Annotated in this window: 10 protein-coding genes; 7 read left to right on the top strand and 3 right to left on the bottom strand. The window is 44.0% G+C overall.

The features are described 5' to 3' along the window. Positions 1-22: 22 nt before the first annotated feature. The 3 genes from NM686_RS02220 to gmd all read right to left on the bottom strand — a co-directional run bounded on the left by NM686_RS02220 (position 23) and on the right by gmd (position 3649). Complete coding sequence (locus NM686_RS02220; protein ID WP_255190323.1) at positions 23-1063, bottom strand: LysM peptidoglycan-binding domain-containing protein; 1041 nt, start codon at positions 1061-1063, stop codon at positions 23-25. 494 nt (positions 1064-1557) lie between these two features. Continuing rightward, on the bottom strand, positions 1558-2523 hold the full coding sequence (gene fcl / locus NM686_RS02215; protein ID WP_255190322.1) for a GDP-L-fucose synthase: 966 nt from the start codon (positions 2521-2523) through the stop codon (positions 1558-1560). Between the two features lie 4 nt (positions 2524-2527). After that, positions 2528-3649 (bottom strand): GDP-mannose 4,6-dehydratase, encoded by a 1122-nt coding sequence (gene gmd, locus NM686_RS02210; RefSeq protein WP_255190321.1) that lies wholly within the window; start codon positions 3647-3649, stop codon positions 2528-2530. Positions 3650-4388: 739 nt separating this feature from the next. Between gmd and NM686_RS02205 the strand changes: the two genes are divergently transcribed. The 7 genes from NM686_RS02205 to NM686_RS02175 all read left to right on the top strand — a co-directional run bounded on the left by NM686_RS02205 (position 4389) and on the right by NM686_RS02175 (position 13152). Next, complete coding sequence (locus tag NM686_RS02205; RefSeq protein WP_255190320.1) at positions 4389-5321, top strand: DUF4351 domain-containing protein; 933 nt, start codon at positions 4389-4391, stop codon at positions 5319-5321. A 442-nt stretch (positions 5322-5763) separates the two neighbouring features. Beyond that, a complete protein-coding gene (locus NM686_RS02200) occupies positions 5764-6996 on the top strand; it encodes a glycosyltransferase family 4 protein (protein WP_255190319.1) in 1233 nt (410 codons plus the stop codon). Positions 6997-7130: 134 nt separating this feature from the next. Then, the gene (locus tag NM686_RS02195; RefSeq protein WP_255190318.1) at positions 7131-8564 is read left to right on the top strand and encodes an oligosaccharide flippase family protein; all 1434 of its coding nucleotides are present in this window, start codon (positions 7131-7133) and stop codon (positions 8562-8564) included. 41 nt (positions 8565-8605) lie between these two features. Next, a complete protein-coding gene (locus NM686_RS02190) occupies positions 8606-9886 on the top strand; it encodes a hypothetical protein (RefSeq protein WP_255190317.1) in 1281 nt (426 codons plus the stop codon). Between the two features lies 1 nt (position 9887). After that, the gene (locus tag NM686_RS02185) at positions 9888-10700 is read left to right on the top strand and encodes a hypothetical protein (RefSeq protein WP_255190316.1); all 813 of its coding nucleotides are present in this window, start codon (positions 9888-9890) and stop codon (positions 10698-10700) included. A 56-nt stretch (positions 10701-10756) separates the two neighbouring features. Further along, positions 10757-11989 carry a glycosyltransferase gene (locus tag NM686_RS02180; protein WP_255190315.1) on the top strand — a complete coding sequence of 411 codons (1233 nt, stop codon included), beginning with the start codon at positions 10757-10759 and terminating at the stop codon, positions 11987-11989. Continuing rightward, entirely contained in the window at positions 11962-13152 is a 1191-nt protein-coding gene (locus tag NM686_RS02175) for a glycosyltransferase (RefSeq protein ID WP_255190314.1), read from the top strand. Before NM686_RS02180 ends, NM686_RS02175 begins: the two co-directional genes overlap by 28 nt. The last annotated feature ends 7 nt before the right edge of the window (positions 13153-13159 follow it).

Below are 13159 nucleotides of genomic sequence, written 5' to 3'. Positions count from 1 at the left end.
CCGTGAAGCGCGGTTCCAAGTCTCAAGGGGTTTGTACCTTGTCGAGAATATGGATCGCGGACGTAGCCTTCATGACCAGCGCATAACTGACCCGCTCGAAAGGCCGAAATACCAGCAACTCCCCGGCCAATTCGTCCGGCAACTTGACTTCTTGCGGCCCTTCGGATTGATGCCTGTCGATGACGACGCGCCCTTTTCTATAAATATCCAACGTATGCCCTACTTCCAAGCCATCCGCGGCGCCTTTATCGATCACCACGATGTCATGCTGGCCGATGCGGGACACTCCCCCCATGACGCGCAGAATACTGCCGGTCACGGCATGTTCTGGCGGCCTGGGGAAATAATTCAGCGCCATCTCGCCTTCCACAGTCAACATCAAACGATCGCCGCGGCGTACTTCGCTATCGGATTTGGTGATACGCAGCGTCGCCGGATCGCCGGGAGATTCGACCAAGGTATCGGCGACATATTGCGCCTCATAGCCCAAAACTTCCTGGGTCTCGGGGCTGACATACGGCTTGCCCTCGCGATACACGGTATACCCCAAGCCTTCCGGATTCTCGATCGAGCGAACATAAATACGATCGCCGCTGCCCGCGATCAAATGTTCGTCGGCAATTTCCAGTACATAAGGCGATTGGGCGATTTCTTCCGCGGAAACCACTTTCGGCGACGACAGAAACTGCGCAATCGCATCGCTCGGAATCATCGGAACGGCCTGCTCGATCGCGGATTCACGAATATGGGGCGTCAAATCGGGTTGCACACCATATCCGGACGGCGGCGTCAGGCTCAACTGCGGCACACCGTTGACATAGGAAAAGTACAACGTGTCGCCGGGATAAATCCAATGCGGATTTTTGATCTGCGGATTGTTGCGCCACAACTCGGGCCATTGCCAAGGGTGGTCAAGAAACTTACCCGAAATATCCCATAAGGCATCACCCTTCACCACCGTGTATTGATCCGGATGATTCGGATTGATCCTGAGCGTATCCGCCCAGAGAGAAGCACTAAAAAGCAAGGGAATGATCAATCCTCGCATTGCACGTAAAGCCATATCGTTAATCCTGCCAGCCATGGGTAAGAGTCAGTGTGGGATCAAAGTTTAGATGAATTCGGCTAGAAATCTAGTACCGCGCACTAACTAATTGATTAATCGAGCATAGAGAACACTGGGATTTCGATCTCATAGAATATACGCACCCAATACTTCAATAGGCGACAAATGAAGTAACGCTCATGAAGGCTAGGCAATCGCCCCGGCAAAATGAAAGTTCTAGCTGTAGGAGCGACGCACAGTCGCGAATTGAAGCCATTTATCGCGACTGTGCGTCGCTCCTACCAGCATGTCTTTCAGAATAACATGGCCAGTCTGTGCAATAGCTGAAGCTATTGCACTCCGGAGCGGAAAAAGCTGCAACTTTTTTCGCCGAGGCTCTCGCTAAAAAGGCAAATCTGCCCCTTCACCCGCCGGGAGAAGGTTAGGATGAGGGGGATATAAACCCGTTGGAATGATTGAGGAGAGAGACTTTTCGACAGCCGTTTTTAGCCTTATTGGCTCTTGAACGCGGCTTGATGCTCGACGAACCAGCGATAAGTTGCTTGCAATCCGTCCTGCAACCCTATCGTGGACCGCCATCCCAGGGACCGCAGCTTGGCATTGTCCATCAACTTTCTTGGCGTGCCATCGGGCTTGCTGGCATCCCAAACGATTTCGCCGTCAAAGCCCACCACTTTTTGCACGGTTTCGGCCAGCTCCCTTATCGTCACATCCTCGCCGGTCCCAACATTCAAATGCGACAACATCGGCTCGGTGACGGATTGATAAGCTGACTGATCCATATTCAATACATGCAAACAAGCCGCCGCCATATCGTCGACATGCAAAAACTCGCGCATCGCCTTACCGGTGCCCCACAATATCACCGTCTTGGCGCCGGCCATTTTGGCGTCATGAAACTTGCGAATCATGGCCGGAATCACATGACTGTTTTCCAGATGAAAGTTGTCATTTTCGCCGTATAAATTAGTGGGCATCACCGAACGGTAATCCGTGCCGTATTGCCGGTTATAGGACTCGCACAACTTGATGCCGGCGATCTTGGCGATGGCATAGGGTTGGTTGGTCGATTCCAACACACCGGTCAATAGCGCGGATTCCTGCATGGGCTGCGCGGCATATTTAGGATAAATACAAGAACTGCCCAAGAACAACAATTCCCAGCAGCCTGCCGCCCAGGCCTGATGAATGATGTTAGCCTCCATCATCAGATTTTGATAAATGAACTCGGCGGGATATTCATTATTGGCATGGATGCCGCCGACCTTGGCGGCCGCCAGAATGACCTGCTCTGGCTTTTCGCTCTGCATGAAGTCGCGTACTGCAGCCTGATCGGTCAAATCCAATTCGGCATGCGTGCGCACGACGACGTTGTCATACCCGCGCGCCTGCAATTGGCGCAAAATCGCCGAACCCACCATGCCGCGATGGCCGGCCAGATAGATTTTTTTCCTCATGCGATTATTCCTTGCTGACCGACACGTTGTAGCCCTGCCCTTTCAACAAGGCATGTTTTTTCGCCTGCTCCAGATCGTAAGCCACCATTTCGCTGACCATCTCCTGCAGCGTGATTTGCGGCACCCAACCCAACCTCTCCTTGGCTTTGGTCGGATCGCCCAACAAGGTTTCCACTTCCGCCGGACGGAAATAACGCGGATCGATCGCCACGATTTGCTGTCCGACCGCCACCTGCGGCGCCTTGTCGCCAACCACCTCGACCACGTAACCTTTTTCATCGACGCCCGCGCCTTCCCAACGCAGCGTGATACCCAATTCTTTGGCCGACATCTCGATGAACTGCCGTACCGAATACTGCACGCCGGTCGCGATGACAAAATCCTCCGGCTGCTCCTGCTGCAGCATCATCCATTGCATGCGCACATAATCCTTAGCATGCCCCCAGTCGCGCAGCGAATCCATGTTACCCATGTACAAGCATTGTTCCAGCCCCATGGCGATATTGCTCAAGCCACGCGTGATCTTGCGGGTGACGAAGGTTTCTCCCCGGCGCGGCGATTCGTGATTGAACAAAATCCCGTTGCAGGCATACATGCCGTAAGCTTCGCGGTAATTGACGGTAATCCAGTAGGCATAGAGTTTGGCCACCGCATAAGGCGAACGCGGATAAAAGGGCGTGGTTTCCTTTTGCGGAATTTCCTGCACCAAGCCGTACAGCTCAGAGGTGGACGCCTGATAAAACCGGGTGGATTTTTCCATGCCCAAAAAGCGCATGGCTTCCAGCAAACGCAAGGTACCCAGCGCATCGACGTCAGCCGTGTACTCCGGCGACTCGAAAGATACCGCGACATGACTCATCGCCCCCAGGTTATAGACTTCCGAAGGGTTGGTTTCGCGGAGAATGCGGGTTAGATTGGAGCTATCGGTCAAGTCACCGTAATGCAGATAAAACTTGGGGTCCTTGACATGCGGGTCTTCGTAGATATGATCGACCCTCTCGGTATTGAACAGCGACGCCCGCCGCTTGATGCCATGCACTTCATAGCCTTTTTCCAACAGAAACTCGGCCAGATAGGAACCATCCTGGCCGGTAATCCCTGTAATTAAAGCAACCCGCTTTTCCATTTGAACTCCTAATACTTGATTGAAAACCAGAACCGGCCGTCAATGCCGTTTCATCAGAAAGCAATACGATTTAAAACTCGGTTCTTACGTTATCGTAGCAGAGGAACCAAGCATAACGCCAAAAATAGCTGAAAAAGCCAAAGCGTCGTGATTCTGAAAGTCATGATGGACGAAGCACCGGAACACTTGGAAAAAGCTAAGCAATGAACATGCAATAATCTATGCAAGTATTCGGTGTAGACGTGGATTTATCCGCACAGTGCGAATGAATTCGCACCTACCATTGTCGAGCTTATTTCTCACACATTCCTAAAGCTTTTTCGCTCCAAAATCACGCCTGAGAGTGCAACGCTCCACATGGCAGTGAGGCTACAGGGATGTTTTGAGTTAACCATCCCTGGCACTGGATACCCGCTTCCCGACGGATATGACGACATTGGGGGGGGTATAACGAGATGCGCCAAGCCGCATCGCCAAACGAAGGTTTCTTGTTATACTCTTGCCACCAAAAAATGGCAGGGCGCCAACAGACACCATAACCCCGGCAAAGGACATTGCAAACATGCTTTCATTCCGCACACTTTCCGACTCAAGCGATAATTCACTCCCCCAAAATCACGCATTTTGGGCTCACATGAAAAACGTTTGACCGCGCGATAAAAGGAAAACCATGCAAAGGACCGGCAGCAAAATCAACGTTAAAACGCCCAGCAAGCTAAAGCTTGAGCACGATTAAGCCATGCACGATCAGAACTTCAAGAACCTGATTCTCGACTACCCGCGCGAAGCCCTGGAATTCTTCGCCCGGGACGAAATAATCGACGACCTGTCCCAAGCCCGCATCATTCCGATCAGGCAAGAACAACTGAAAAACCGCCTGGGCGACCGCTTCCGCGAACTGGACACCCCGTTACTGGTGGAATGGCCCAACGGCAAGCGCGAAGCCTTGTTGTTTGTGCTTGAAGAAGAAAGCGCGAACAACCGTTTTTCCATTCACCGCCTGGCGCATTACTGTCTGGATTTGGCGGAACTGATGAAAACCGACCGGGTGGTGCCGGTTGTGATTTTTCTAAACACCGGCAATCGGCCAAAAACGCTGCAATTGGGCGGAGACAGACACCTTTATCTGGAATTTAACTACCTGAGCTGCGACCTTAACCGGCTATCGGCGGACGATTACAAAGACAGCAACAACATTGTCGCCCGTCTTAATTTGCCTAACATGGATCACCCAAGGCAAAATCGGCTGGCGATCTATCTGGCGGCTCAATTGGGACTGATACACCATGAAAGCAACCCCGATAAAATCCGAAAATACATTGATTTTATCGACTATTATGCCGATCTTACCGAACAGGAACTCATTGAATACCAACAGCATTATCAGACAAAAGAAGGTGACATCATGGGTATAGTGCAAATTTGGACAGAACAAGGCGAACGGATTGGAGAAAAAAAAGGCGAACAGATTGGAGAAAAAAAAGGACGACAAGCAGAATGCATTACCCTGTTGACTCGCCTACTACGCCGAAAATTTGGCCTAAATCCAGAGGTGGAGCAGACGCTGCAATTACTACCGGACATGGCCGTGGAAAAACTAGAAGACCTAGCCGAAGCATTGCTGGATTTTGACACCCCGAATGATCTGCAAAGCTGGCTGCAACAGCAATGATGTAACAGACCGCATTAAAGCTAAACCTTAGTAAGGCATGAGCATGAAATAACCTATGCGAGTATTCGGTGTAGGTGCAGATTTATCCGCACAGTGCGAATGAATTCGCACCCACCATTGCCTAGCTTATTTCTCACAAGAGGTCGTCGTAAAAATCAAAAAATTCCTTCTCCCACAGGGAGAAGGTTGAGATGAGGGCGTATAAATCAGGTGTGCATATTATTTATTCCCCGCCCTCTCCCGCGAGGAGAGCTAACTTTTACAACCGCCTCCTGTAGGAGCGACGCCTCGTCGCGACCAAGCGCCCTGGAATCGCGCCGAGGCGTCGCTCCTACGAAAGATGAAATATGACCACTAACTGAATAACCCGGATTTGTCACGCGCAAAAGCGGCACAGACAAAAATCCCAAAAAACAGCACCCCAGCAACGGACCATGCAACCATGACTCGAACTCGTCAAGCCAAACTGATCTTCATCAACCGGTATTTCTACCCGGATCACTCGGCCACCAGCCAAATGCTCAGCGACCTGGCTTTTGGCCTGGCAAAAGATAGCCCGAACCACGCCATACACATCGTCACCAGCCGGCAACGTTACGACGATGCGGTCGCCCAATTGCCCGCGCAAGAACTCATGCAAAACGTGCATATTCACCGAGTAACCACCACCCGCTTTGGCAGACAAAACCTGCTGGGCCGCGCCATCGACTACCTGAGTTTTTATGCCGCTGCATTTGTCACCTTAATCAAACTGACAAAAGCCGGCGATACACTCATCGCCAAAACCGACCCTCCGCTGATTTCCGTGATCGCGGCCTGGGTTGCCGCCCTTAAACGGGCGCATCTGGTCAACTGGCTGCAAGACCTGTTTCCCGAAGTAGCTGCCGAACTGGGCGTAAAACTGGCGCGTGGCCTGCCATACAAGCTATTGAAAGCGCTTAGAAACCAAACCCTACGCCAGGCCAAAATGAACATCGCCATCGGCGAGTTAATGGCCGATCGGTTAAGACGTGAAGGCGTCCCCGACAATCAAATCAGCGTGATTCACAACTGGGCCGACGAAGAGCAATTGCACCCCGTCCCGCATGAGCAAAACCCCTTACGCAGCGAATGGGGTTTGCAAGGCAAATTCGTGGTCGGCTATTCCGGAAATTTGGGTCGCAGCCATGACTTTGCCACCATCCTGAATGCTGCCGAAGCGCTGAAAGACAACCCGGACATCGTCTTTTTATTGATTGGCGGCGGCGCCCAATTGCCGCAAGTGAAAATAGACTGCGCGGACCGAGGATTGCGCAACGTTATGTTCAAACCCTACCAACCGCGCGAAAAACTCTCCGAAAGCCTGTCGGTGGCCGACTTACATTTGATTAGCTTGAAACCGGAGCTGGAAAGCCTGATCGTACCCAGCAAGTTTTACGGGATTTTGGCCGTGGGAAGGCCTGTGATTTTTATTGGCGCGGAGGATGGGGAGTTGGCTACCATCATAAAAAAATTGAATTGCGGAATGGTAGTCCCCCTTGCACAAGCTGATCAATTAATCAAAAACTTGATTAAATTATTTGATAATCCAATTGAAACCGCAAAAAATAGCAATATAAAAATCAGAAAGAGCTTCGAAACCTTCTTTTCAAAAAACAAAGCAACTGAAGAATTCAGGAACAAATTAACAAAATAATTTAACTAAGCGGTTGAGCATAATAATTTAAAAAAACCTACGAATGCAACGCATCGGAGAGATTAATAATTTATCGACCCATGCCCTTTCTCAACAATTAGTTGCTAAATAATGGCTTTAATACCTTATTTTTAATGAAAAATAAAAAAAACAAAACAATTCTTGCTTTACTATGGATGTTTTTATCTACAGGATTAGGTAAGTTATCAAGCTTGATTGCCCAGGTTGTTTTAGGCTGGTTTCTTACAAAGGATGATTTCGGCTTATATGCCTTGGCCATATCATTATCCTCTTCAGCTGCATTACTCAGAAATGGTGGTACTCAACAAATACTTATACAAAGAGGCGAGGAATACAAAACTTTAGCCCCCGCAATAACGAAGCTTTCCTTCTTGTTTAATTCTATTTCTTGGCTATTATTAACAATTGCAGCCCCATTTGCTGCAAAGTTATACAAACAAGAAGAATTATCCCTAATGATTAGCATGATTGCTATATCTATACCTTTTTCAACAATCAACAATATATTTAGAGCAAAACTACTGATAGACCATAATTTCAAACTAGTTTCCTTTGTGGACATGTCTTCCGGAGTAGTCAGGCAAGGCAGCACTGTAGTTTTCGCCATACTGAAATTTGGCTACATGTCTTTTATATGGCCAATTCTAATTGAAGTTTTTTTTACGGCAGCAATCAGCTTTTATTTTGTAAAAGAAATCCCAAAAGGATCGGCGTTAACATGGCTTTTCTTTAAAGACATATTTAAAGAATCAAAATGGATAATGCTAGGTTCCCTAGCTATTGCACTAGGCTATAGCGGCCAATATTTTGTAATTGGCTTATTTGAAGACACAACAAGTCTTGGCATTTATTTTTTCGGCTTTCAACTAGTAACATCAGTTTCCGTAATATTTACCTATGCAATTGAAACCGTATTTTTTCCACTGCTGTCATCGCTTAAAAACAACATCAAAGATTTAAACGAATCTTACAACAACACCTTGCTATCCATTTCGATGACAGCAATACCGATAAGCATTATTGGGTGCATAATGTCCGAGGAAATCATCAATCTTGTTTGGCAAAACAAATGGAATGATGCAGTACCAATAGTCCAGTCATTAATTTTGACAATTCCAGCGTTGATGACAATAGCAATCAATAGATCAGTGCTAGAAGCCAAAGGTTTATGGGGACAGCGATTATTAACTCTAGGACTTTACGTAATTTTCGACATGCTGATAGCTGGCATTTTAGCTTGGTTTGGGGACATTTACTTGATTGCAGCAGGAACATGTATTTATAGGTTTTTTTCAACAATGGTTCAATGCATACATGTATCACTCCATGCCGGCATAAGCATTAGAAAGCCAATAAACTCAATAATGCCTTCGGCTTTTATTGCCGGAATTTCATATATGCTTTCAGATGCAATCACAATGCAACTAATGAACAACAATTATTTTTTAGTAAAAGAACCATACATAACCAGCCTTTTTTTCATACTTTTTTTTATAATTTTACAAATATCACTTGAGAAAAAACAAATAATAAAATTAATAAAATAACCAATACCACACCATACAAGTCAAACAACAAAGGATATAAGATGCTTTTCTGGGCAGCCTTCTCGCTAATATGCTTACTACTTGTAGCGGGGACAATAAATAGACCCTCCATCGCTATGATTGGCATTTGGTGCATGTATGGCTTAGAACAGTGGGCACAAAGCAATCAAATCATTTTTATTGAAAAATCTTGGCTAATCAACATATTCATTGGCGTTAACGCGCTCATTGGCTTCTTGCTGATGGGATTCAAAAGAGGAAATCCTTTTAAAAATTATCCTATGTTAGCCATTCTTATATTGATCTTATTTGCGTATAGCTTTATTTCTGTCCAATGGTCACCCAGGATAGATTTAAGCTATGACTTATGGCGAAAATTCTGGCCCTACTTGATTACATTACTCATCATAAATCCACTTCTATTTAGTAAACATGAAGACATAAAACCCGTATTAAGCTACTTTGTAATAATTGGAGGCATTCTCGTATACATGCTTGCATTCGAGGTAGAATGGTTTCACAGACGAATAGTTCTCACCGGTGGTCGCGGCGGATTCAGTCATTACTTAAACGAACAATTAGGCAACCCATTGACGGTAGCTCAGTTAGGGGGGTATGTATTTTTTTCTGCATTATTGATTAAAGAACACTCAATAAAAATATTAAAAATTCTAAAGTGGCCTATCGCCGCGTTATGCTTGGTTTTAATCATAAGATCTGGATCACGTGGACAGCTAATAGGTGTTTTCTTTTCGCTAATGCTAACCTGGCCATTAGTGAACAAGGTTTCTAATATAAAAGGATTTTTTACAATTTTATTTCTATTGGCATCAATAACATGGGTTGTTACATGGTCATTAGATGAATTCTGGAAAGGCAGTTCTCGCTGGAAAGACAGTGAGATGGAACAAAGCATGGGCGGGCGATTTGACAATGCCTTCGTGTTATTGGATCACTGGGGTCGCAGCGGAATAAAAATGTTTATAGGCCTTGGAAATTCAGCCTCCTTTGACCCGCGCATCCTAGGTATTTACCCCCACTTCCTACCCTTTGAAATTCTGGGAGAAGAAGGTATTATCGGCTTTAGTCTTTACATATTGATCTTGATTTTTCTACTAAAGACTATTATCCGTACATACAAAAAAATCAAACTTGACATTAAAATGAATCAGTACGCTGCCGTGTTGTTATCAATGGTTTTCTACTCATTTTTATTATCTTTAAAACAGGGTAGTCTACTGGGAAACATGGAGTTCTTCATGGCGGCAATAATATTAGCAAAATATGAAAAAATCGTAGAAAACACTCATAGGAGCGGTTAGCATGAAAAATTTATCTTTTCTTATAGGCTTAATTTTGTATTGCCTGTCATTCTCAACCCATGCCGATTTTAAAATATACGACGGATTTCTTTATAAAAACAAGCCCGACTTAAGAAACTATAATATAGCCCCCATTCCGATAATATACGAATCCGCGTTATTATCAAGCAAAGATAAAAACCAAACCCCGGCCTTAACCAATATTATCAATGCAAGCAGACAAATCAATAATTCAAAAATTGACAAAGCCGTAATCGATATTGAGCGTTGGCCAGTAACAGGCAATAAAAATCTAGTCGCTCAATCCGTTAAAAAGTACCAGAAAGTTATACAAGATTTAAAAGCAAGTGGCACCACCAAGCTTATTGGCTATTATGGCGCACCGCCTGTGCGAGATTATTGGCGCGCAATAAAAAAGCCTACAAGTAAGGAATATATTAGTTGGCAAAAAGATAATGATGCTCTTCAATCTTTAGCAGATACGGTAGATGCCCTATATCCTTCCATTTATACATTTTATGATGATCAATATGGCTGGGTAGAATATGCGAAAGCACAGATCAAAGAAGCAAGACGCCTTGCAAACGGAAAACCTGTGATTGTTTTTTTATGGCCAAAATATCACGACTCAAATAAGTTACTTAAGAACAAATACATACCAGCATCTTTCTGGAGAGTTCAACTGGAGACAGCCCTTGCATTTGCTGACGGAGCAATAATATGGGGTGGCTGGCAAGAAACCTGGGATCCGAATGCAGAATGGTGGATAGAAACTCGAAAATTTATTATAGATAACAATATTATTGGGAAATAAACTTTATTAAGAAAACTTTCCTAGATTTCTGATCTAATTTTATCAATCAGATAAACATGCTTGCTTATTCCATTGACATGGTTTATAAAATGAATTTTTTAATTACTTTTCACCGTTTTGGCCCTTATCACCACGCCCGATTAAACGCCTTAAGCACCCTTTGTAACCTAACAGCAATTGAGTACACTTGTGTTGACAATACTTATGCATGGGACATAGTTCCTCCAGCTAAATCTTTCGAACATATAACACTCTTTAGCGACAAAGATATTGACCTAAAAAGTCGCGATGAAATTAAGTCTAAATTATGGGCAACGTTAAACAAAAAATCCCCTGATGTTATTGCAATCCCAGGATGGTCAACACTACCTGCATTATTAACGCTCGAATGGGCCGTGAAAAATAATACACCAGCAATTGTTATGTCTGCGAGTACTGAGTCAGATGAAACTCGTAAGCCATGGAAAGAGTGGATTAAAACCTGTATTGTAAAGTTATTTTCAGCAGGAATTGGCGGCGGATCATTACATGTCGATTATCTTAACAAACTAGGATTACCTAAAAACGACTTATTTATCGGCTATGACACAGTTGACAACGAGCATTTTTCTAGAGGATCAAAAAAAGTAAAAAACGACATCAAATATTATAGAGAGTCTTACTCCCTACCAAGTAACTACTTTATTAATAGCAGCCGCTTTGTCGAAAAGAAAAATCTTTTTAGACTAATTGATGCATATGCAAAATACAAAAGCACAACAGATTCTTTAGATTTTTGGCATCTAGTTATTTTAGGTGATGGGCCGCTACGCAATAAACTTGAGAACCACGTAGCTAACTTAGGTTTAAATCAGTTTATTCATTTCCCAGGTTTTGTACAATATCCTGAGCTACCTATATATTACGGCGCAGCTAATGCATATATACAAGCGAGTACAACAGAGCAATGGGGACTAGTAGTTAATGAAGCGATGGCAAGCGGTTTACCCGTTTTGGTATCAAATAAATGTGGTTGTGCTGCAGATTTGGTTATTGAAGGCGTTAATGGATTTACTTTTGATCCTTACGAAACAAGTTGTCTTACTGATTTAATGCTAACAATCACATCCAACGGATGCGATATCGAACAAATGGGTAATTCGAGTCGTAGAATTATCGATCAATGGTCCACGGATGTCTTTGCAAAAAATATTATGATGGCTGCTAATAATGCAGCAAAAAAACCACCACATTCTACTTCTTGGTTAAATAATATTATATTATGGATATTAATAATGCGGGGAAAATAGGTTTTTTGAGTGCTTCTATTTCTCGGAACTCGGGAGGTCTGTATGATGCAATGAGAAACTTGGCCATAGGCTTAAATAGCTCACATACTTTCAATGTTAATGTGATAGGTCTAAATGATATATTTACTCAAGAAGATATGCGAGGATGGGGGGCTGTATCCGTACACAACTTAAATAAAATTGGCCCATCTTCATTTGGATTTGCGCCAAAATTAATTGAATTTTTATTAAAATCCGAAATCGATATATTACACTCTCATGGATTGTGGATGTATACATCAATTGCTTCTTTGAAATGGGCAGAGTCTAGCAATAAGCCTTATATAATATCACCACATGGAATGCTAGACCCATGGGCTTTAAAGAACTCTAATTTAAAAAAGCGGCTTGCGTCTTTCTTTTATGAGGCAAAACATTTAAAGAATGCCTCATGCATTCATGCCTTGTGCGAAGAAGAAGCAAATTCGATTCGTGAATATGGATTAAGAAATCCAATTTGCATCATTCCAAATGGAATCAATACTCAAAATAACAAGATAAATTCTATTCCTCAATGGAGAAGGAATATAGGTTATGATAAAAGGATTTTATTATTTTTAGGGAGACTACACCCTAAAAAAGGCGTTTCGGAGTTGCTTGATGCCCTTGTTCTTACAAGAGATTCTAATAAACTGGACAACTGGAATTTAGTTATTGCTGGCTGGGATCAACTCAGCCATGAAGATTTCCTTAAAGACAAAGTCAAAAAGCTCGGCTTAACTGAATTTGTGCATTTCATAGGGCCTCAATTTAACGAAGATAAAGCTGAATGCTATCTTTGTGCAGATGCTTACATTTTGCCATCTTTTAGTGAAGGTCTGCCAATGACTGTTTTAGAAGCGTGGTCCTATGGTCTCCCAGTAATTATGACACCACAATGCAACTTACCTTCTGGTTTTAACAAAAATGCTGCTATTTCGGTTAATCCTAATGCTTTTTCTATTAAAGATGGGCTAATTAATCTTTTTGGGATGCATAACAGCGAACTCCGTAGCATGGGGGAAAATGGAAATTTATTAGTAAAATCACATTTCAGCTGGGAATTCATTTCAAATCAAATGACTGATGTTTATAACTGGTTATTAGGTAATAACTCTAAACCTGATTGCGTCCATCTAAAATAATCATTTT

This window comes from Methylomonas rapida (genome assembly GCF_024360925.2).
GTDB lineage: Bacteria > Pseudomonadota > Gammaproteobacteria > Methylococcales > Methylomonadaceae > Methylomonas > Methylomonas rapida.
The sequence above is the reverse complement of the archived record's forward strand: the minus strand, read 5'-3'. Positions and strand labels throughout refer to the sequence as shown.

What these genes read in the sequence shown, in the direction of transcription:
- NM686_RS02220 (WP_255190323.1), bottom strand. Translation starts at nt 1,063, where the DNA reads ATGGCTTTACGTGCAATGCGAGGATTGATCATTCCCTTGCTTTTTAGT.
- fcl (WP_255190322.1), bottom strand. Translation starts at nt 2,523, where the DNA reads ATGAGGAAAAAAATCTATCTGGCCGGCCATCGCGGCATGGTGGGTTCG.
- gmd (WP_255190321.1), bottom strand. Translation starts at nt 3,649, where the DNA reads ATGGAAAAGCGGGTTGCTTTAATTACAGGGATTACCGGCCAGGATGGT.
- NM686_RS02205 (WP_255190320.1), top strand. Translation starts at nt 4,389, where the DNA reads ATGCACGATCAGAACTTCAAGAACCTGATTCTCGACTACCCGCGCGAA.
- NM686_RS02200 (WP_255190319.1), top strand. Translation starts at nt 5,764, where the DNA reads ATGACTCGAACTCGTCAAGCCAAACTGATCTTCATCAACCGGTATTTC.
- NM686_RS02195 (WP_255190318.1), top strand. Translation starts at nt 7,131, where the DNA reads ATGAAAAATAAAAAAAACAAAACAATTCTTGCTTTACTATGGATGTTT.
- NM686_RS02190 (WP_255190317.1), top strand. Translation starts at nt 8,606, where the DNA reads ATGCTTTTCTGGGCAGCCTTCTCGCTAATATGCTTACTACTTGTAGCG.
- NM686_RS02185 (WP_255190316.1), top strand. Translation starts at nt 9,888, where the DNA reads ATGAAAAATTTATCTTTTCTTATAGGCTTAATTTTGTATTGCCTGTCA.
- NM686_RS02180 (WP_255190315.1), top strand. Translation starts at nt 10,757, where the DNA reads ATGCTTGCTTATTCCATTGACATGGTTTATAAAATGAATTTTTTAATT.
- NM686_RS02175 (WP_255190314.1), top strand. Translation starts at nt 11,962, where the DNA reads ATGGATATTAATAATGCGGGGAAAATAGGTTTTTTGAGTGCTTCTATT.